This is a genomic window from Microbacterium sp. AZCO (genome assembly GCF_039614715.1).
GTDB lineage: Bacteria > Actinomycetota > Actinomycetes > Actinomycetales > Microbacteriaceae > Microbacterium.
Window position 1 is genome coordinate 3187466 of sequence record NZ_CP154857.1, and the last position, 18992, is coordinate 3206457.

The 18992-nt window shown below is 72.7% G+C and carries 21 protein-coding genes and 1 riboswitch; of the genes, 7 read left to right on the forward strand and 14 right to left on the reverse strand.

What is annotated here, in order from left to right; translation table 11 throughout:
• Positions 1-6 precede the first annotated feature (6 nt).
• Positions 7-768, reverse strand: coding sequence for an SDR family NAD(P)-dependent oxidoreductase (locus AAIB33_RS14520; protein WP_345800672.1), 762 nt, complete (start codon positions 766-768; stop codon positions 7-9).
• 139 nt (positions 769-907) lie between these two features.
• Between AAIB33_RS14520 and AAIB33_RS14525 the strand changes: the two genes are divergently transcribed.
• The 3 genes from AAIB33_RS14525 (at position 908) to AAIB33_RS14535 (ending at position 2672) form a co-directional block, all read left to right on the forward strand.
• Positions 908-1252, forward strand: a complete 345-nt coding sequence (locus AAIB33_RS14525) for a DUF488 family protein (protein WP_345800673.1) — start codon at positions 908-910, stop codon at positions 1250-1252.
• Positions 1253-1458: 206 nt separating this feature from the next.
• Positions 1459-2184 (forward strand): aminoglycoside 3'-phosphotransferase, encoded by a 726-nt coding sequence (locus tag AAIB33_RS14530; protein ID WP_345800674.1) that lies wholly within the window; start codon positions 1459-1461, stop codon positions 2182-2184.
• Complete coding sequence (locus AAIB33_RS14535; RefSeq protein WP_345800675.1) at positions 2181-2672, forward strand: SRPBCC domain-containing protein; 492 nt, start codon at positions 2181-2183, stop codon at positions 2670-2672. Before AAIB33_RS14530 ends, AAIB33_RS14535 begins: the two co-directional genes overlap by 4 nt.
• 4 nt (positions 2673-2676) lie before the next feature.
• On the opposite strand, the gene AAIB33_RS14540 is transcribed toward AAIB33_RS14535, so the two are convergent.
• The 3 genes from AAIB33_RS14540 to AAIB33_RS14550 form a co-directional block, all read right to left on the reverse strand.
• A complete protein-coding gene (locus AAIB33_RS14540; protein ID WP_345800676.1) occupies positions 2677-3465 on the reverse strand; it encodes an energy-coupling factor transporter transmembrane component T in 789 nt (262 codons plus the stop codon).
• A gap of 133 nt (positions 3466-3598) precedes the next feature.
• On the reverse strand, positions 3599-5071 hold the full coding sequence (locus AAIB33_RS14545; protein WP_345800677.1) for an ATP-binding cassette domain-containing protein: 1473 nt from the start codon (positions 5069-5071) through the stop codon (positions 3599-3601).
• Between the two features lies 1 nt (position 5072).
• Positions 5073-5702, reverse strand: coding sequence for an ECF transporter S component (locus AAIB33_RS14550; protein ID WP_345800678.1), 630 nt, complete (start codon positions 5700-5702; stop codon positions 5073-5075).
• Positions 5695-5803: riboswitch (TPP riboswitch) on the reverse strand. Its footprint overlaps the gene before it by 8 nt.
• 38 nt (positions 5804-5841) lie before the next feature.
• On the opposite strand from AAIB33_RS14550, the gene AAIB33_RS14555 reads away from it, so the two are divergent.
• Complete coding sequence (locus tag AAIB33_RS14555) at positions 5842-7320, forward strand: D-alanyl-D-alanine carboxypeptidase (protein ID WP_345800679.1); 1479 nt, start codon at positions 5842-5844, stop codon at positions 7318-7320.
• Positions 7321-7428: 108 nt separating this feature from the next.
• Here AAIB33_RS14555 and AAIB33_RS14560 read toward each other — a convergent pair whose 3' ends face one another.
• Genes AAIB33_RS14560 through AAIB33_RS14575 form a run of 4 tightly spaced genes read right to left on the reverse strand, consistent with a single transcriptional unit; the run spans position 7429 to position 10895 of the window.
• A complete protein-coding gene (locus AAIB33_RS14560; RefSeq protein WP_345800680.1) occupies positions 7429-8358 on the reverse strand; it encodes a J domain-containing protein in 930 nt (309 codons plus the stop codon).
• Between the two features lie 14 nt (positions 8359-8372).
• Complete coding sequence (locus tag AAIB33_RS14565; protein ID WP_345800681.1) at positions 8373-8888, reverse strand: hypothetical protein; 516 nt, start codon at positions 8886-8888, stop codon at positions 8373-8375.
• Entirely contained in the window at positions 8885-9784 is a 900-nt protein-coding gene (locus AAIB33_RS14570; protein ID WP_345800682.1) for an LssY C-terminal domain-containing protein, read from the reverse strand. The genes AAIB33_RS14565 and AAIB33_RS14570 overlap by 4 nt, the downstream gene beginning before the upstream one ends.
• 40 nt (positions 9785-9824) lie before the next feature.
• Complete coding sequence (locus AAIB33_RS14575) at positions 9825-10895, reverse strand: enoyl-CoA hydratase/isomerase family protein (RefSeq protein ID WP_345800683.1); 1071 nt, start codon at positions 10893-10895, stop codon at positions 9825-9827.
• A 137-nt stretch (positions 10896-11032) separates the two neighbouring features.
• On the opposite strand from AAIB33_RS14575, the gene AAIB33_RS14580 reads away from it, so the two are divergent.
• Entirely contained in the window at positions 11033-13174 is a 2142-nt protein-coding gene (locus AAIB33_RS14580; RefSeq protein ID WP_345800684.1) for an ATP-binding cassette domain-containing protein, read from the forward strand.
• Complete coding sequence (locus AAIB33_RS14585; RefSeq protein WP_345800685.1) at positions 13171-13995, forward strand: ABC transporter permease; 825 nt, start codon at positions 13171-13173, stop codon at positions 13993-13995. Before AAIB33_RS14580 ends, AAIB33_RS14585 begins: the two co-directional genes overlap by 4 nt.
• Before the next feature lie 126 nt (positions 13996-14121).
• Here the strand turns inward: AAIB33_RS14585 and AAIB33_RS14590 are convergent, their stop codons facing one another.
• The 6 genes from AAIB33_RS14590 to AAIB33_RS14615 form a co-directional block, all read right to left on the reverse strand.
• On the reverse strand, positions 14122-14574 hold the full coding sequence (locus tag AAIB33_RS14590; protein ID WP_345800686.1) for a hypothetical protein: 453 nt from the start codon (positions 14572-14574) through the stop codon (positions 14122-14124).
• An 86-nt stretch (positions 14575-14660) separates the two neighbouring features.
• Positions 14661-15461, reverse strand: a complete 801-nt coding sequence (locus AAIB33_RS14595) for a uroporphyrinogen-III synthase (protein ID WP_345800687.1) — start codon at positions 15459-15461, stop codon at positions 14661-14663.
• Between the two features lie 195 nt (positions 15462-15656).
• Positions 15657-15929: a hypothetical protein gene (locus tag AAIB33_RS14600; RefSeq protein ID WP_345800688.1), complete on the reverse strand. Its 273-nt coding sequence runs from the start codon at positions 15927-15929 to the stop codon at positions 15657-15659.
• Positions 15919-16320, reverse strand: coding sequence for a phage holin family protein (locus tag AAIB33_RS14605; protein ID WP_345800689.1), 402 nt, complete (start codon positions 16318-16320; stop codon positions 15919-15921). Before AAIB33_RS14605 ends, AAIB33_RS14600 begins: the two co-directional genes overlap by 11 nt.
• Before the next feature lies 1 nt (position 16321).
• On the reverse strand, positions 16322-16714 hold the full coding sequence (locus AAIB33_RS14610) for a hypothetical protein (protein ID WP_345800690.1): 393 nt from the start codon (positions 16712-16714) through the stop codon (positions 16322-16324).
• 85 nt (positions 16715-16799) lie between these two features.
• Entirely contained in the window at positions 16800-18260 is a 1461-nt protein-coding gene (locus AAIB33_RS14615) for an FAD-dependent oxidoreductase (RefSeq protein ID WP_345800691.1), read from the reverse strand.
• An 81-nt stretch (positions 18261-18341) separates the two neighbouring features.
• Between AAIB33_RS14615 and AAIB33_RS14620 the strand changes: the two genes are divergently transcribed.
• On the forward strand, positions 18342-18917 hold the full coding sequence (locus AAIB33_RS14620; RefSeq protein ID WP_345800692.1) for an HhH-GPD-type base excision DNA repair protein: 576 nt from the start codon (positions 18342-18344) through the stop codon (positions 18915-18917).
• Positions 18918-18992 lie beyond the last annotated feature (75 nt).

Genomic DNA, 18992 nt, shown 5'->3' on the forward strand with positions numbered 1-18992 from the left:
CACTCCTTACTTCGGCGCCATGCGGATCGCGCCGTCGAGGCGGATGGTCTCGCCGTTGAGGTAGCCGTTGTCGACGATCGCGAGCACGAGCTTCGCGTACTCGTCGGGCCGTCCGAGGCGCTGCGGGTAGGGCACCTGCTGGCCGAGCGACTCCTGCGCGGCCTCGGGGAGGCCTTTCAGCATGGGGGTCTCCATGATCCCGGGGGCGATCGTCAGCACCCGGATGCCGTACCGCGCCAGCTCGCGCGCGATCGGCAGCGTCATGGCGTGGACGCCGCCCTTGCTCGCCGAGTAGGCCGGCTGCCCGATCTGGCCGTCGAAGGCGGCGACGCTCGCGGTGTTGACGATGACGCCCCGGTTGCCGTCGACCGTCGCCTCGGTCTTCGACATGACGGCGGACGCCTGCGCGATGACGTTGTACGTGCCGATGAGGTTGATGCGGACGATCCGCTCGAAATCGGCGAGCGGCGACGGGTTGCCCTCGCGGTCGAGCACCTTCGCGGGCGGAGCGATGCCGGCGCAGTTCACGACGACCCGCAGAGGACCGGATGCCGCCGCCTGCGTGATCGCGGCGGCGACCTGGTCGGGCTCGGTGACGTCCGCGGGCGCGAAGCCGCCGCCGAGCTCCTCGGCGACCGACGCTCCGGCCGAGGCGGGCAGATCGACGATCGTGACGACGGCTCCGGCATCGGCGAGCCTCTTCGCCGTCGCGAGGCCCAGACCGCTCGCGCCGCCCGTCACCAGCGCGGCTGCGCCCGTGATGTCCATGCGTTCTCCTTCGAACTCGAGTCGTGGCATCCAGTTCCAGCATAGGCGGGACTCCGTCTCACGACGATCCGTGGATGCCGTCCCCCAGGCTAGCCGGGAAGGGTGGCGCGGCGGGAGGCCGGGGAGTTGACTGGATGCCGTGGAGATCCGACTCAAGCGCGTGTACGACGACGCCTCTCCCGACGACGGCTTCCGCGTCCTCGTCGACCGGCTGTGGCCGCGCGGCGTCTCGAAGGAGCGCGCCGCGATCGACCTGTGGGCGAAGGAGGCCGCCCCGACGACCGAGCTGCGGCGGGCGTTCCACCAGGACGGCATGGACTGGGACACCTTCGCCGCCGCCTATCGCGCCGAGCTCGCGACCAATCCCGCCGTGCCCGCGCTGCGGACCGCCCTCGCCGATCAGGACGTCGTGACGCTTCTGTACGGCGCGCACGACGAGCGGCACAATCACGCCGACCTCCTGCGCGAAGCCCTGCTCGACTGATTTCGCGCGAGCGCGGGCTCAGCCTCGGCGTCGCTCGGCTCGGTTCGGTTCGCGAGCGCGGGGTCAGCCTCGGCGTCGGTCGGCTCGGTTCGGTTCGCGAGCGCGCCGGTTTCCTGCGACCGCAGCCGACGGCCGACGGCGCGCTCGCAGGAAAGTGGCGCGGCGACGAAGGGATGGATGCCGCCCTCACGACCGAGAATGGCATCGTGTCGATCCCCACCGAACCGGTCGCCGTGCCGGGGCGCGTGCGCGCGCTCGCGCGCGGCGCGGCGGTCAAGGCCGTGTGGGTCAACGAGATCGGAGGCGTGACCTTCCGCACCGACGACGGCCGGCACGTCAAGCACGGCCCGCGCACCCTCGAGACCTCGTTCGCCGGCGAGGCCGAGCGCCTCGCGTGGGCGGGGCGCTGTATCGCCGTGCCGGGAGTCGTCGAGGTCGGCGGCGACGACACGCACGAGTGGCTCGTCACGACGACGATCCCCGGCGAGTCCGCCGTCGCCTCGAGATGGACGGCGGATGCCGCCACCGCCGTCCGCGCGGTCGGCGAGGGTCTGCGCGCGGTCCACGACGCCCTGCCGGTGGAGGAGTGCCCCTTCGACTGGTCGGTGCCGTCGCGCATCGCGAACGCCGCGGGGCGCGGCATCCCTCTTCCCGATCGCCTGCGCGAGGCGCCCGAGATCGACCGGCTCGTCGTCTGCCATGCCGACGCCTGCTGCCCGAACACGCTCGTCGGCGACGACGGCCGGTGGACAGGGCACGTCGACCTGGGTGCGCTCGGCGTCGCGGACCGCTGGGCGGATCTCGCCGTGGCGACGATGAGCACCGAGTGGAACTATGGTCCGGGATGGGACGGCGCTCTCCTCGCGGCGTACGGGATCGAGCCCGACGCCGAGCGCATCGACTACTACCGGGAGCTCTGGAACGCCACATGACCGTCACCCGCACCGGCACCGTCCGCACGATCGACGGAGCGCCGCACCTCGTCCTGACCCGCACGTTCGGCTCGCCCGCCGAGGCGGTGTGGCAGACCTTCACCGATCCGGAGCGGCTGCGCTCCTGGATCGGCTACTGGGAGGGCGACCCCACGACGGGACACGTGTCGTTCTTCATGACCGCCGAAGCGGACGATCCTGAGCCGTCGCGGTACACGATCCACGAGTGCGACCGCCCGCGCCGCTTCGCGGGCGACACCGACAGCGGCTGGCGGCTGTGGTTCGAGCTCGAGGAGTCCGACGGCGTCACGACGCTGCGCTTCGGGCAGCCGGTCGACGCGGGCGAGGACATCGGCTCGATCGGGCCCGGCTGGGAGTACTACCTCGACCGTGCGATGGCGGCGCATGAGGGACAGGATGCCGCGGCCGTCGTGTGGGACGACTACTACCCCGCCCTCCGCGACGAGTACGCGGCGCTCGCGCCGTAGATCCTCACGCCGGGCCGAGGATGAAGTTCCACGTGCCCGCGAGCACGGCGGCCGTGACGGCGAGGGCGGAGATCGCGGCGCCGATGGCCATGAGCGCCCACTCGCGCCCGCCGAAGCGCGACTCCCTCGCCCAGGTGCGCTCGACGGGCGCACCGAAGCCGCGCGCCTCCATCGAGGTCGCGAGCTTCGACCCGCGCCGGATCGAGAGCACGAGCAGCGCGAAGGCCATGCCGAGGAAGCGGCGGATGCGGCCCCGATCCGCGACGCCGCGCGCCCGGCGCGCGAGCTCGAGCGCCCGCCAGTCGTCGATGAAGAGGCCGACCATGCGCAGTCCCGCGAGCGCCCCCAGCACGAAGCGCGACGGCAGGCGCAGCACCTGCGCGAGGCCGTCGGCGAGGTCGGTGGGGTCGACCGTCACGAACAGCACGACCGACGGCAGCGCGATCGCGAGCACGCGGAAGAACGTCGCGAGGGCGAGCTCGAGCGACCCCTCGCTGACGCGGACGAAGAGCCAGTCGACGTACACCTGACCCGAGGTCTCGCCGTAGAGCGCGATCGTGAGCGCCGTGAGCGGCGCCGCGATCCAGACCGGCAGGGTCCGCTGCCAGAACTCGCGCCACCCGATCCCCGCGAAGGGGAAGAGCAGGCACTCGAGGACGAGCGCGACCGCCGCGGAGACCCAGTCGAGGGTCAGCACGAGCGGCAGCGCGATGAGTGCCGACGCCCCGAGCTTCGCGACGGGGTTGATGCGCGCGACCGCGCCGGTGCGCGCGCGGGCGTCGAGGAGCGTCATCCCTCCCCCTCGGCAGCCGCGCCGGCTGTCCCGGTGCGCGCAGAATCGCGGAGATGTGCAGGATGACGGAGTGGATGCGGCGCGCGGATCCGCGATCCTGCACATCTCCGCGATCGTGCCCGGGTGAGGAGCGTCACGACGCCGCCCCCAGCGCGTAGACGTCGGCGCGCAGCGCCCGCACGACGTCGAGATCGTGCGTGATCGCGACGATCGCCGAGCGCTCGTCGCCGTCGAGCCCGTCGCGCAGGCGCGCGAGCAGCGCGACGAGCTCCGCCCACGTGCGGGCGTCCTGACCGAACGTCGGCTCGTCCAGCACGAGCACGCGCGGCCGGGTCGCGAGCGCGGCGGCGACCGTGAGGCGGCGCTTCTCCCCGCCCGACAGCGTGAACGGGTTGGCGGCGGCGAGGCGGTCGAGGCGCAGCCGCACCAGGAGCTCCTCGACCCGCGCGGCCGTCTCCCCCTCGCCGAGTCCGAGCGCGCGCGGCCCGACCTCGAGCTCCTCCCGGACGGTGCGGGCGAGCAGCTGGTGCTCCGGGTCCTGGAACACCGTGCCGATGCGGGTCAGCAGCTGCCGCGAGGTCCAGCGGATCGGCGCGGATCCCGCCCCCGCCGCGAGCGCCGGCGAGGCGTCGACCCGCCCAGCCGCGGGCGGCAGAAGCCCCGCGAGGCTAAGGCCGAGGGTGGACTTGCCGGCGCCGTTCGGACCGGTCACGGCGAGCACTGCGCCTTCGCGCACCTCAAGATCCACGCCCGAGGCGACGGGCACACCGCGCACGCGCTCGACCGCGAGCCCGCGCGCCGAGACGAGCGCCTCGCCGGGCGCGCCCACCGGGGCGGGCGGAAGAGCGGGAGGGATGCCGGGCACCCACACCCCCTGCTCGGCGAGCCGGCGCCCCTCGCGGGCGAGCACGACGTCGGGCGGCCCGTCGGCCTCGACGCCGCCGGCGCCGAGGACGATGACGCGCGACACGAGCGGCAGCCACACGTCGACGCGGTGCTCGACGACGACGAGGGTCGCGGGATGCCGCGACACGAGCTCCGCGACAGCCTCGCGCACCTCGGCGACGCCGTCGGGGTCGAGGTTGGCGGTCGGCTCGTCGAGGAGCAGGAGACCCGGCAGCATGGCGAGCGCGCCCGCGAGCGCGAGCCGCTGCTTCTGCCCGCCGGACAGCGCCTTGGTCGCACGGTCGAGGGCGACGTCGAGGCCGACGGCGTCGAGCGCCTCGCGCACGCGCGGCCAGATCTCGTCGCGCGGCACGCCGAGGCTCTCGCAGCCGAAGGCGACATCGTCGCCGACGCGGGCGAGCACGACCTGGGCGTCCGGGTCCTGGAGCACGAGGCCCGCCGTGCCGCGCGCGGCCGCGGCATCCGCTCCGTCGATCAGCAGCGATCCCGACGACTCGCCCTCGTCGTCGCCGCCGAGCACGCCCGCGAGGCCGTGCAGCAGCGTCGACTTGCCCGAGCCCGAGGCGCCGAGCAGCAGCACGCGCTCGCCGGGATCGATGCGGAACGAGACGTCCCGCAGCGCCCAGGCCCGACGGCTCGCGTGCCGCCACCCCCAGCCGCGCGCCTCGACGGCGGCGGGAGCGGATGCTGCGCCGGGCACGCTAGACGCGGGCGCGCGCTTCGCGACCCGACGCGAAGCGCGCGAGGGCGCCGGTCGCGGCGAGGCCCCGAGTGACGAGCCACGGCAGCAGTCCCGCGATGACGGCGCCCGACACCGTGGTCGAGATGAGGTACGTGATGGTGAAGGACGTATTCGACCCTGCGTACCAGAGCACGAGGTTGTTGATGCCGCCGGCGATCGCGGCGCCCGCGCCGGCGAGCATCGCGACGGGGAGGGTCCAGACGCGGTAGGCGAAGATCAGGAACACGATCTCGGCCCCGATGCCCTGCACGAGACCCGCCTCGAGCGTGAGGAAGCCGCCCCACTGGTTGCCGACGAGCGCCGACACGACAGCGGCGAGCGTCTCGACGTAGAGGGCGGCGCCCGGCTTGCGGATGATGAGCGCGCCGAGCACTCCCGCGAAGAGCCACGGGCCGTCGAGCAGTCCCTGCAGGCCCGGGAGGAGCGGCTGCAGCAGCGCGGAGGGTCCGAGGTAGCCGATGTTCCAGAACAGGAAGATGAGGCCGGATGCGACGCCGATGACGCTGGCGACGACGATGTCGACGACCCTCCAGCGGAGGCGGCGCGAAGCGGTGGCGACCGGGGCGGGCGCGGACGTGGAAACGTGCATGTGTTCTCCTCCCTGCGCTGGCATGATCCAGATCAGGTTCGACGGTCGAAGCGTGGTCGCTTCCTCTCAGCCCGGCACACCGGACTCCCGTGGTTGTGGCGTTGAGTATACCCCTGGCGGGGCAAGGTACCTTTAGCGGGTGACCCTCGCCGATACGGAGCCCCCGGCGCACGACGACGTGCGCACGGACACCGGTGACGTGCTCGTCGAGCCTCCCGCGCGGCTCGAGCCGGAGGCATCCCCTCCCCTCAAGAAGCCGGGGAAGGCGCTCGGCGAGCCGCGCGTCGCGTTCGCGTGGGTCGATGAGACCGCGCTCCTGACGAAGGTCGGCGCCCCGCGCGACCTCTCAGCCGCGACGACCCCCTACATCACGGTCGAGACCGATCTGCTGGCGCGCCCCCCGCGCCGTTCCCCGTTCCGTCCGGGCGTGCTCGTGCCCGTCGCGATCATCGCGGCGCTCATCGGCGGCTACTCCGCGACGACCCTCCTGTGGCCCCTCACCGCGGTCGCACCGACCATCGAGGCGGTGCAGATCGATTCCGCCCCCGCCCCCGCGACGACGCCGACGTGGCCCGCGCAGGGTCAGGGCGCGGTCGCGGTCACGGGCTTCGACGGCGTCGTCGGCTCCACGGCCGATGCGGCGCCGATCGCGAGCATCACGAAGGTCGTGACCGCGCTGCTCGTGCTCGAGTCGCAGCCGCTCGAACCCGGCGAACAGGGGCCGGCCTACAGCTTCACGGCGGCGGATCGCGTCAAGTACTGGGGCTACCGCAACCGCGGCGAGTCGGCGCTCGACGTGCCCGTCGGCGGCAGTCTCAGCGAATACCAGCTGCTCGAGGGGATGCTGATCGGGTCGGCGAACAACTACGCGGACCGTCTCGCGAACAACCTGTGGCCGAGCGATGCCGTGTACGCCAATGCGGCGCGGACGTGGCTCACCGCGCATGGGCTGCCCGGCATCACGGTGTACGAGCCGACCGGCTTCGACGCCCGCAACACGGCGAGCGCGGCATCCCTCATCCCGCTCGCCGAGAAGGCGCTCGAGAATCCGGTCATCGCGGAGATCGTGGCGAAGTCCGAGGTGGACCTCCCCGGCGCGGGGCACGTCAAGAGCACGAACGGCCTGCTCGCCGACCCCGGCGTGATCGGGGTCAAGACGGGGTCGCTCGACACCTACAACCTGCTCGCCGCCAAGAACATCACGGTCGGCGAGACGCCGGTGCGCCTCTACGCCGCCGTCCTCGGGCAGCGCAACGACGCCGGCCGCATCGAGGCGACGCGGGCGCTGTTCACGCAGCTCGAGGCCGAGCTGCAGAAGAAGCCGTCGGTGCCGGCGGGCACGAAGGTCGGGGTCGTCGACACGGCCTGGGGAGAGCACTCCGACGTCACGACGGCGGCGGATGCCTCGGTCGTGCTGTGGAACGGCGCGTCCGGCGCGGTCTCGACCGACCTGAAGCTCGGCGACGAGCTCGACGCGGGTCGCAACGTGGGCACGCTGAGCGTGAAGGGACCGCTCGACTCGGCCACGGTCGACGCCGTGCTGACCAGCGAGATCGATCCGCCGTCGGCCTGGTGGCGGCTGACGCACCCGCTGGAGCTGTTCGGGCTCGCGGGCTGAACCGGGCCCGACGGGCGACCCCTCGACAAAGCTCGGGGACCGAGGGCGGCGCCGGGACCGAGGGCGCCTCGGGGACCGAGGGCGGCTCGGGCCGCGGGCCGGCCGCTTCTAGACGTAGCGGACGGCGTGCTGCAGGCGCGTGCGGATGTCGAAGACCTCGTTGCCGCCCACTTCGCGCGCACCCGTGACGCCGCGGCGGAGGACGGTCGACAGAGCGCTCCGCGACACGACGGCGACGGGCACGCCGCGCACCTTGCCGAGCTCCTGGATGGGCTGGTCGAGGTCGTCGTCGGGGAGCACGACGATCGCTCCGCCGAACTTCACGCGGGCGCTGCGAGCGACGCTCCGCAGCCGCGCGAGGAGCGTCGCGATCGGCGCGCCCTCGACGCCGTCGCCGACGAGCTCGCCCCGGCGCACGCGGACCGGTCCGCCGAAGTCCTCCGACATGACGCCGTAGAGCCCGCTCGGCCCGAGGACGACGTGGTCGACCTTCTCGTCCGACGCGTGGCCGGCCGCGACGTCGTGCCACACGGTGTATCCCATGCCGAGGTCGGCGACGACGCGGGCCGTCGCCTCCTCCGCGAGCGCGTCGGCGAGGAGTCGCCGCAGCGCGTGCGGCGCCGAGCGCACGAGCGCCGGGTCGTAGAGATCAGGGATGTCGACGCCGCGGCCCACCCACTCCCGCATGAGCGTGAGGTACCTCTCGCGGCGCCAGCCGCCCGGCTGGCCGTACGAGCGCGCCTTGGGACGCGTGTCGGCGGGGCGTGACGGCGGACGCCAGACCGGCGCATCCGGACTGAACGACGCGGCGGGAGTCGCCCCGAAGCCGTGGCCGCGGTCGTACGCGGCCCGCGCCGCGGGCGTGCCGACGAGCTCCCACGCACGCTGCACCTGGATGAAGACGGCTGCCTCGCCCCCCGTGTCGGGATGCGTCTGACGCTGCCGCAGCCGGTAGGCCTTGCGCAGGCCCTCCTCGTCGACGGTCGGGTCGACGCCGAGCACCTGATAGGCGGAGGCGGACAGGGGGGAATCGAACATGCGGCGAGTACCTCTCAGCGCTGCTCGTTGCGCCGAGCGTACGCGGCCGCGCTGCGGCTCGACAGCGCGAGGAGGATCAGCGTATCGAGTGCCGTGGTGAGAAGGCTGGTCTTGAGGGTGATCTCCAGGTTCTCGAGCCACCAGGCGCCGAACGCGGCAGAGATCGAGAGCACCGCGAAGACCATGACGACGACACGAGGCCAGTTGTGTCCGAGCAGGATGAGCACGGCGAGCACGACCTCGACGAGGATGACGATCCCGATGATCGCGACGACGATCCACAGCCCGATGCCGACCGCCTCGCTCGCGGCGACCCCCTCCAGCGCGATCGTGCTCTCGGCCGCGACCACGTTCCAGTTCAGCGCCAGCTCGGCGAGGAGGAGCAGGCCGACGACGACGCGCAGCAGCACGAGCACGGCACCCGCGACGGTGGTCGGCGGGCGCTTCATGTCCGGCCGGTAGCCGGGGGGCCGCAGGAGCTTCTTCGCCGGCTCGTACGCGGGGCGCTTGGCGGGGGTGGGCGTCGTCACGCGGCATCCTCCGTGTTCGGCACGGCAGAGGCGGGATCGGGATCCTTCGCGGCGTTCTCGAGCATCGCCGCCGTGTCGTCGAGCGTCACGTCCCGCACGTCGACGATCGGGAGATCACCGTCGGTCGAGATGGAGTCGCCGCCGCCGTTGCGCGCGTGATAGCCCGTGGAGAAGTCGTCGATGAGCCGCACATCGATGCGGGGGTCGGCGACCGTGAGCGTCGCGATGATGTGGTCGCGCTCGATGTCGGTCTCGGCGTCGATCTTGTGGGTGATCTGCAGCGTGAAGAGCGACAGGCCGACGCGCCGGTCGAAGGTGCCCGCGGCGAGCCAGTCGACGCGCCGGCCGCCGGGCAGCAGCCAGCCCTCGGGGCACTGCCAGAACCGCACGTGATGCCGCTGCGCGGGGCTGTCGTCGACGTCCTGCTGGTACGCGAAGTCCTGCGCGCGGCCGAACAGGAACAGCGGGCTCACGGGCGCCTCGTCGTAGCTTCGGCGGGTGAGGGTCGAGGCGACGATCCGCCACGTCGAGGTGATCGTGATCGGGTCGGCCCGTGTCCACCCGGCGGCGCGCATGGCCGCCTCGATCTGCTCGCCGCTCCCCATGAACGCGAGGTTCACGGGGTCGCCGAGCAGCCCGTCGCTCGTCCGCGTGCGCCCGATGAAGTAGTCGGGCACGTAGATGGTCGTCAAGATGCGGTGCAGGCGGGGCAGCACGAGATAGGCGAGCAGGGCCCAGAACACGATGGCGAACAGGATGCCCCACCAGCCGAGATTGAACGTCTCGGTCAGGCTCAGGTAGGCCAGCCACACCGCGGCGAGGCCTGCGAAGACGAAGAAGAACCAGTCCAGCGCGACGCCGATCGACCACCCGCGCCTCCCCGCTCGCGAGCGCACGCCGGTCCCCTCTGCGTGGTTCGTCGCGCGCGCCACGGGATCACCGCCAGAGCGGAACCGACGGAGTGAACGAGAAGGCGGATGCCGTCGCCTCCGGTGACAGCTCGGCGAGGGTCGCCGGCCGCCAGCGGGGCGAGCGGTCCTTGTCGACGACCTGCGCGCGGATGCCCTCCGCGAGGTCGGGCTGCGTCGCGGCGAACCACATGACGAGCCCGTACTCCTGCGCGAGGGCGTCGCGCAGGGTCGGCAGCGAGCGCACGCGGTGCACCGCCTCGAGCGTCACGGCGAGTCCCGTCGGCGAGAGCTCCTCCAGGAGGTCAGCGGTCGAGCGGGCCTCGTCCTCGGGGCGCGCACGCAGGCGCGTGATGATCTCGCCGACGGTGTCCGCCGCGAACGCGTCGTCGATCCACGCCCTGGCGGCGGCGAGCCGGGAGGGCGCGGGCGTCTCGTCGAAGAGCAGGACCAACTCGGCCGGACCGCTCGGGTCGGCGCGCGTCGCGAGGGCGTCGACGAACCCTTCCAGGTTCTCGGTCGGCACGAGGTGGTCGGCGAAGCCGGCGTACATCGCGTCCGCGGCATCCATCACCGTCCCGGTCAGGCCCAGGTACTCGCCCAGGCGGCCCGGTGCGCGGGCGAGCAGCCAGGTGCCGCCGACGTCGGGGGTGAACCCGATGCGGGTCTCGGGCATCGCGAGCTTCGAGCGCTCCGTCACGATCCGGAAGGGCGCGTGGCCCGCGAGTCCGATGCCGCCGCCCATCGTGATGCCGTCGGCGAGGGCCACGATCGGCTTCGGGTAGTCGGAGATGCGCGCGTTGAGCGCGTACTCCTCGCGGAAGAAGAGGGCGGATGCCTCGGCGTCGCCCGCGACGGTGCGTTCGTAGAGCCCGCGCACATCGCCGCCCGCGCACAGGCCGCGCTCGCCCGCACCGTCGAGCACGACGGTGTCGATGTCGCGGTCGTGCTCCCACACGTCGAGGGCAGCGGTCAGGAGCCGGATCATGTCGAGGTCGAGCGCGTTGATCGCCTGCGGACGGTTGAGCGTGAGTCGTCCGAGCGAGCCCTCGGCGCGCACGACGACCTTGTCTTCTGCAGTGATGCCCCCATCGCCCACGGTGCAACGTTACCGTTCCCGCTGGTCGAGATCCCGGGTGCGCGCGATCCGAACGGCGTGCCCGCGCGAACTACCGGCGGGAAGAGGGCTTTTCCGCAAAGATGGGGGGATCGGCTCGCAACGAGAGAGGGTTCGGCATGCCCGACGGACAGGTGCTGGAATTCTCCGGAGTCACGAAGCGCTTCGGCGCCGTCACCGCCGTCGACGGATTCACCGCACGCGTCGAGCCGGGCCGGGTCACCGGATTCCTCGGACCCAACGGCGCCGGCAAGACGACAACCCTCCGGGTGCTGCTCGGGCTCGTGCGTGCGACGGACGGCTCCGCCACGATCGGCGGCGTGCCCTACGCCAAGCTGCGCAATCCGCTGCGGTCCGTCGGGGCTGTGCTCGAGGCATCCAGCTTCCATCCCGGACGCTCCGGCGCAAACCACCTCAAGGTGTACGCGCAGGCAGCCGGACTGCCGTCCTCGCGCGTCGACGAGTCGCTCGGGCTCGTGGGTCTCTCCGACGTCGCTGGCCGGAAAGTCGGCGGCTACTCGCTCGGGATGCGGCAGCGCCTCGGCCTCGCCTACGCGCTGCTCGGCGACCCCGGCGTGCTCGTGCTCGACGAGCCCGCGAACGGACTCGATCCCGAGGGCATCAAGTGGATGCGGGGACTCCTGCGGGAGCTCGCCCGCCAGGGCCGCACGGTGTTCGTGTCGTCGCACCTGCTCGCCGAGGTGCAGCAGACCGTCGACTCGCTCATCGTCATCGCCGCGGGCCGCCTGGTCTTCCAGGGTGCGCTGGCCGAGCTGTCCGACCCGTCCGAGTACGCGACCGTCGTCGACTCCCCCGATCGCGCCGCCCTCTCCGCGGCGCTGAAGGCGGAGGACGTCGACTTCGAGGTGCTGCGATCGGGCCTCACGGTGCGAGGCCTCGATCCCGCGGGTGTCGGACGCATCGCCGCGGAGTCGGGCGTCGCCCTGTCGTCTCTGCAGCGTCGCGGACCCGCGCTCGAGGAGATCTTCCTCGACCTCGTGAACGGCGTGCGGGTGCACCCGAGCGCCTCCGGCGGCGTGCCGGCGGATGCCGTGGGCCCTGGCATCGGGACGGAGGCCGCTGGTGCCGGTGCGGCGGTGGCAGGAGCAGCGGTCATCGCGGCGGAGGGCTCGGACGCGGGCGAGCCGGAGGCGGATGCTGCGGGCGAGCCGGAGGCGGGTGTCGAGGCCGCAGGCGCTGTCGCGGCCGGGCCGGAGGCGGGTGAGCCGGAGGCGGCTGAGTCCGAGGCGATCGAGCCGGAGGCGATCGAGCCGGAGGCGAGCGGCGAGGCCGACGAGCCCGCGACCGACGACGAGTCCGAAGCGGCTGGCGTAGCCGCCGAACCGGCGACCGACGACGAGTCCGACGCGGCTGGCGTGACCGCGGAGCCGGAGGCGGATGCTGATGCCAGCGAACCCGTCGCGGCGGAGACCGAGCCTGACTCGGAACCCGAGACCGAGACCGAGCCCGAGCCCGAGCCCGAGCCTGAGCCTACGTCGGAGGCCGACCCCGAATCCGAGCCCCACAGCGAGCCTGAGGGCGGCGAGGAACCCGTTGCACCCGCATCATTCGCCGTGGCCAGCACCGGCATCATCGACATCATTCCGGTCGCCGGCGTCGAGGCGGACGGCGCCGATGCGCCCGAGGAGGACTCGGGCGACGCTCCTGCCGACGAGCCGCACGACGGCGACCACGCGAGCGAGCACGAGGACGAGAACACCGCGAGCGGCGGTGACCGGCCCTGGGAGACGTACATCAAGACCGACGCCGACCGCGATGCTGACCGCTTCTTCGCGTCGTTCGATCATGAGCGAGCTGGGGCGGACGCCCCCGCGGAGCCACCGGCGGGAGCGAACCTGCCGGTCTCGGAGCTCGAGACCCCCACCCCCGAGGAGCTCGGCGGACCTCCGCCCGAGTGGCAGGCGCAGCCCGAGCCGCTCGCCGAATCGGAGTCCGAGCCGGAGGACCCCGAGCCCGAGCACCACGCCGAGCACGAGCACCACGCCGAGCCCGAGCACCACGCCGAGCCGGAGCCGGAGAACCCCGAGCACCACGCCGCCTCGGAGTCGGAAAACCCCGACCCCGACCACCACTCCGAGCCGGAGCCCGAGCACGCGGCGTCCGACGGGGAGGGCGAAGCATCCATCGACGACACGGCCACCCCCGAGACCGGCCCCTTCGGCACCCTCGCCGACCTCTCGCCCGAATGGGCCGAGAACGCGCGACAAGCCGACGAGTCCGAGGAAGGGGAAGCCCGATGAGCCTCGCGACCGCGACGCGTTCCGAGACGACGAAGCAGTTCACCACGTCGCTGTGGTGGATCCTCGCGATCGTCCTGCTCGTGTACGTCGGCTTCACGGCATCCGTGCTCGCCTTCGTGTTCTCCGCCTCGTCGACGGGGGCACTCCCCGGCAACGGCCCGCAGATCCCGTCCGAGGGCCTCGCCCCGGTGCTGTACAGCAGCGCCACCTCGGTCGGCTACGTCTTCCCGCTGCTGATCGGCACGCTCGCCGTGACGAGCGAGTTCCGGCACAAGACCCTGACGCCGACGTTCCTCGCGACTCCCCGACGCGCGACGGTCCTCGTCGCGAAGCTCGTGGTCGGCATCCTGCTGGGCGTGCTCTACGGCATCATCGGCCTGGTCGCCGCGTTCGCCCCGTCGGCGGCCTTCCTCGCCGGATACGGCCTCGACACCGAGATCACGTCGCCCGACACGTGGGCGATGCTGGCCCGGATGCTGCTCGCCTACGTCCTCTGGGTCTTCGTCGGCATCGGGATCGGCGCACTCGTGCGCAACCAGGTCGGGGCGATCGTCGGGGTGCTCGTGTTCACGCAGTTCCTCGAGCCGGTCGCGCGGGCTGCGGCATCCTTCGTCGAGGGGCTGTCGGACGTGACGAAGTACCTCCCGGGCGCCGCGAGCGACGCGCTGGTCGGCGCCAGCGTGTTCGCCGTGAGCACCGCGACGACCGGCAACGCGAGCACTCCGCTCGAGTGGTGGGGCGGCGCCCTCGTCCTGCTCGGCTACGCGGTCGTCTTCGTCGTGCTCGGCTGGCTGTTCAGCTGGCGCCGCGACGTCAGCTGACGTCGGAGAGGCCTCGGTCCCTCCCCTCGTATGTGCGAGAGGAGGAGATCTGACGAGGGGAGGGCGGGATCGCCCGTGCGATCCTCCGCTCCTCGGATGCCCTCCGCAGGCGGGGCGTCCGCCGGCCTAAACGCCCGGTGCGGGCACCGGCGCGGCCCGCGGACGCTTCGGCTTGCGCGCTGCGCGCGCTTCGGCCGCGATCTCGGCGACGTCGGCCGCCTCGTCTGCCACGTCGAGGCGCAGCGCCTCGACGAGGGCGAGGCCGTGGCGCGTCGTCAGCACGATGCGATCGAACTCGGGGTGATCCTCGAGGTCGATGACGACCCCCGCGCGGTGGCGGCGGATGACGACGAAGTCCGTGCCGCCCGCCGACTTCCACGTGCCCATGGCGAGGATGCCGCGCACGTGGCTGCCGGGAGTCGGGACGCCGCGGAGCCAGGTCCACGCGTCGTCGGTGAGCTGCACCTTGGCGATGGCATCGCGCTCGATCGCGACATTCCCCTTGCGGAATGAAAGGAGGCGCTCGGTGCCCGACAGCACGACCTCGAGGCGGGTCGAGTCGAGCAGGAGCGTCACCATGCGACTAGTCTGCCAGCGCCCGGCGGTGTCGACGGAGGGGTTTGCTCACAGGACGGCAACGATCCGCGGGCACGGGACGGCCCGGATCAGGGGGCGAACTCGTCGGCCGCGTGCGGCAGCGGGAAGCGTCCGACGGCGTCGATGAGGGCGTCGACCGTCTGCCGGTCGGCGACCACGTCGACCGAGAGTCCCGCGCGACGGGCGTCCTTCGCGGTGCGCGGGCCGATCGCGGCGATGAGGGTCGACGACGGCACATCGGGGAACTGCTCGTGCACCTGGTCGGCAACCGAGCCGCTCGTCACGAGGATCGCGTTGATACGGCCGCTGCGCACATCCTCGGCGATCTTCTCGGTCACGGGCACGCCCACCGTCCGGTAGGCCACGACGCTGCGGACGCGGTGCCCCGCCTCGGCCAGCATCCGGGTCAGCACGGGCTTGGCGATCTCGCTGCGCAGCGTCAGCACGTCGCGGGGCTCGGGCTCGAGCGCGATGAGCTGCTCGGCCATGCCGGCGGCGGAGTTGTCGCGCTCGGGCACGAGGTCGACGCGGTAGCCGACGGCCGTCAGCGCGGCCGCGGTCGTCTCTCCGACGGCCGCCACCCGGGTCTTGGCCGGGATGACCGCGCGATAGGCGTACAGCACATCGACCGTCGTCGCGCTCGTGAGCGTAAGCCAGTCGAAGGCGCCGCCGGCGAGGTCGGCGAGCGCCTGCTCGAGCGTGGCCTGATCGTTCGTCGGCGCGAAGTTGATGAGCGGCGCGATGACCGGCGTCGCCCCCTGGCGCCGCAGGGATGCGGCGACTCCGTCGCCCCACGGCCCGCCGCGGGGGACGAGCACGCGCCAGCCCGCGAGGGGCTTGGCGTCGGAAGGCCGTGGTGATGCGTTCATGGGGTCGACTCTCGGTGGGTACTACTCAGTCGACCGCCCCATGTACGAGCAGCCGACGGGCGATATGCGAGCCCTCTCCAAGTGGAGCCCGCGCCGTCGGCAGCATCCGCGCCATCGCACTGCCTGCCTCTTACCATACCCCGGCTGACCGAACCCTGTCCGGTCGTCCTCTTTCGGGAGGCGGGCATGAGACTGTCAGCGCGTGTAGGAGCGCACGATCGACCAGACGATCGCGCCGACCGCGGCCGCTCCGGCGAGGACGGCTGCCGTCGCGCCGAGGGGATTGCTCTTCGCGAAGGCGCGAGCCCGGTGCACGAAGTCGTCCGACGCGCGCTCGATGCGGCGCGGCACGTTGGCCTTGACCTCGATCGCGGCGAGGGCGGCCTTGAGCTCGGCGCGCGCCTTCTCGACGGGGTCGGTGAGACCGAGCGGAACGGCGGTGCGGGGCACCGGAACCTCAGAGCTCATTGCGCACTACCTCCACGTCCTTCGCGATCGATTGCGCCGGGTTCTCACGTCCGATGACCTTGCGCCAGCGCAGATAGCCGAGCAGACCCATGATCGCGGCACCGATCAAGAGCGCCACGAGCACGATCAGCGACGCCACCCATACCGGCATCCAGGACGAGAGCCCGATGATGATGAACGCCAGCAGGAGCGGGATCGACCAGAAGAGGAGGAAGAGCGCGCCGACGATCCACCCGGAGCCGATGCCGGCATCCTTCGAGGTGCGTCGGAGCCACGCCTTCGCGGCTTCGATCTCCGCGGTGACGAGGTTGCGGATGAGTTCGGGGACATCGCCGATGAGGGTCAGCAGACCGTCGTCGGCGCGGTCTCGGAAGCCGCGAGGTGTCGTCATGTCACGCCCCGCCGCGGCCTGCGTCGGAGCTGTCGTCGAACGCGTCGTCGACGGCGTCCTTCACGGCGGAGGCGGAGGTCGCGGCGGCGGCGTCGATGTCGGAGGCGGAGTCCTTGCCCGCCTTGATCGCGCCGTCGAGCTTCTGCCCGGGGGTCGTGCCCTTCGAGGTCGCGGCCTTGGTCACCTTGACGGCGCTGTCCCACAGCGTCGACGGCAGGGCCATGGCGCTCTGCTTCGCGAAGCCCTTCACTTTGTCGACCTGATCCTGGACCGGGTCGAGGTTCCACACCTTGAGGGCCTGCTCTTTGATCTGCTCGTAGCGCTCGCGACCTGCGCGCGAACCGAGCACATAACCTGCAGCCAGGCCGATGACGAGTCCTACCTTGCCTTTCACGGGGCGTCTCCTCACGCTCGGGTGGTGGTGCGTGCTCCCAGGTTAGCCGGGCATGCCGATTCCGGCATCCGCCCTTGACAGATCCTCATGCCTCGGGGACGAGTCGGTCCTCCGGGCCGCTCCACAGCGCCCGCCGACGCACGCGATCGGCCTCGGCGAGCGCGTCCGGCACGACCTGGGCGAGCCCGGAGCCGGCGAGCCACGCGCCGACGGCCGAGAGCCCCGGCACTGCTTCGATCGCCCCTCGCACAGCATCGGCCGCTTCCGCGTGCCCGAGAGCGGACGCGGGTCGAGGCGGGTCGAAACGGGCCCGGGCGGCACCGCGCACGTCCCGCAGCTCGTGACCCAGGAGAAGGGATGCCTCGCTCCGGGCGAGCTCGGCGGCAGCGGCGTCGTCGAGTTCCGCGGTCGCGGCGGGCAGCCCGGCCGCGCCGAACGTGACCCGCAGCACGTGGACGCCGTCGCCGACCGTGGCGGCGAGCCAGGGCCAGCGCACGGTGGAGTCGACGACCGCGACGGCCCGCGCCGTGCCGGGCACCGGGTAGAGGGCGTCGCGCCGCTCCCCCGGGACCGAGCCGACGACGAGCGTCACGACCTCGACGGGATGCGCGCCGCCGACGGGCCCGTCGAGCGCCGGAACGACAGGCGAGAGCAGGCGCCGCGCCTCGGTCTCGGGGGCCGCGACGATGACCTCGTCGGCGGGGTCGAGCGGACTCTCGTCGGACGTGAGGACCGACCACCGGCCGCCGGGCTGCGACTCGAGCCGCTCCGCGGCGACGCCCGTGCGCACCTCGACGCCGAGTGCGGTCAGCCTGTCGTGGGCCGCGGCGATGAGGCGCGGCATCCCACCCGCCAGGCCTTCCCGCGGCGGACCCGATGACCGGTCGACGAGCAGGTCGAACACGGCGCCGCTCAGCGAGCCCGTGCGCGTGAGCGCGGTGCTGAGGCCCGGCGCGACGGCCTCGACGTCGACGTCGTCGGGATGCGTGCCGTACACGCCGATGCTCACGGGGGCGACGAGGCGCTCGAGCACGGCGTCGCCCATGCGCGTGCGCACGAGCCTGCCGAGGCTGCGCTCCTTGCCGATCGTCAGCGGCGGGCGCACGCGGTCGAGGTACGCGCGCCACGTGCCGCGCCAGCCGATGATGCGGCGCACGCGCTCGTCCCACGGATTCTCGGGGATGCCGGCGATCGCGCGCCGGGGCAGCGGCGCCGCGCCCGGGAGTCCGGCGATCCACGTCTCGGCATCCGCATCGAAGACGATCGCCGAGCCGAGACCCAGCTCCTCGGCCAGCGCACGGACGGCCCCGCCGCGGGCGGACCATCCCTCGACGGCGGCGTCGAGCACGAATCCCCCCGCCTCGACGGTGCGGACAGCGCCGCCGAGCCGATCGGATGCCTCGAGCAGCGTCACCCGCAGCCCGACCTTGGCGCATTCGAGCGCCCCGACGAGCCCGGCGATACCGCCGCCCACGACGATGACGTGCCGCTCGCGCACCGCCGACGCAACAGCGTCGAGTGCGTCGGCGGGTTCCGATCCGGCCATGCTCGCCTCCCGTTCCATCCTCGCACCGCCGCCCTGGGCGGACGGTGGCCCCGCCCGGCGCCCCGGTGCGAGACTGGCCGGATGACCCTCCACATCACGGGCGACGAGGCCGCCGACCGTCTGCTCACCGACGATCCGCTCGCCCTGCTCATCGGCATGCTCCTCGACCAGCAGGTCGCGATGGAGACGGCGTTCGCGGGGCCGCTCAAGATCGAGCAGCGCGTGGGATCGGTGGATGCTGCGACCCTCGCCGGCTACGACCCGGAGGCGTTCGTCGAGGTCTTCCGCACTCCTCCCGCCGTTCACCGCTACCCGGGGTCGATGGCCGGACGCGTGCAGGCGCTGTGCGCCGCCCTCGAGCAGGACTGGGGAGGCGATGCCGCTGCCCTCTGGACCCGCGACGACCCCGACGGCCGCGAGGTGCTGCGCCGACTCAAGGGCCTGCCCGGCTTCGGCGAGCAGAAGGCGAAGATCTTCCTGGCGCTGCTCGGGAAGCAGTACGGGTTCACGGGCGCGGGCTGGCGCGAGGCATCCACCCCCTACGGCGACGAGGGGACGCACCGCAGCGTCGCCGACATCACGAGCGCCGAGTCGCTCGCGAAGGTGCGCGAGCACAAGCGCGCGATGAAGGCCGCGGCTCGCGAGGCGAAGGGGTAGGCCCCGCGGCCCGCGCCGAGCGCGCCTGTTTCCTGCGAGCGCTGCGTCGCGGCGATCCCGCGCTCGCAGGAAAGC

Excerpts from the sequence above, each read along its gene's own strand:
- AAIB33_RS14520 (WP_345800672.1), bottom strand. The coding sequence starts at position 768 with ATGGACATCACGGGCGCAGCCGCGCTGGTGACGGGCGGCGCGAGCGGT.
- AAIB33_RS14535 (WP_345800675.1), top strand. The coding sequence starts at position 2,181 with ATGACCGTCACCCGCACCGGCACCGTCCGCACGATCGACGGAGCGCCG.
- AAIB33_RS14540 (WP_345800676.1), bottom strand. The coding sequence starts at position 3,465 with ATGACGCTCCTCGACGCCCGCGCGCGCACCGGCGCGGTCGCGCGCATC.
- AAIB33_RS14550 (WP_345800678.1), bottom strand. The coding sequence starts at position 5,702 with ATGCACGTTTCCACGTCCGCGCCCGCCCCGGTCGCCACCGCTTCGCGC.
- AAIB33_RS14560 (WP_345800680.1), bottom strand. The coding sequence starts at position 8,358 with ATGTTCGATTCCCCCCTGTCCGCCTCCGCCTATCAGGTGCTCGGCGTC.
- AAIB33_RS14580 (WP_345800684.1), top strand. The coding sequence starts at position 11,033 with ATGCCCGACGGACAGGTGCTGGAATTCTCCGGAGTCACGAAGCGCTTC.
- AAIB33_RS14585 (WP_345800685.1), top strand. The coding sequence starts at position 13,171 with ATGAGCCTCGCGACCGCGACGCGTTCCGAGACGACGAAGCAGTTCACC.
- AAIB33_RS14590 (WP_345800686.1), bottom strand. The coding sequence starts at position 14,574 with ATGGTGACGCTCCTGCTCGACTCGACCCGCCTCGAGGTCGTGCTGTCG.
- AAIB33_RS14595 (WP_345800687.1), bottom strand. The coding sequence starts at position 15,461 with ATGAACGCATCACCACGGCCTTCCGACGCCAAGCCCCTCGCGGGCTGG.
- AAIB33_RS14600 (WP_345800688.1), bottom strand. The coding sequence starts at position 15,929 with ATGAGCTCTGAGGTTCCGGTGCCCCGCACCGCCGTTCCGCTCGGTCTC.
- AAIB33_RS14605 (WP_345800689.1), bottom strand. The coding sequence starts at position 16,320 with ATGACGACACCTCGCGGCTTCCGAGACCGCGCCGACGACGGTCTGCTG.
- AAIB33_RS14615 (WP_345800691.1), bottom strand. The coding sequence starts at position 18,260 with ATGGCCGGATCGGAACCCGCCGACGCACTCGACGCTGTTGCGTCGGCG.
- AAIB33_RS14620 (WP_345800692.1), top strand. The coding sequence starts at position 18,342 with ATGACCCTCCACATCACGGGCGACGAGGCCGCCGACCGTCTGCTCACC.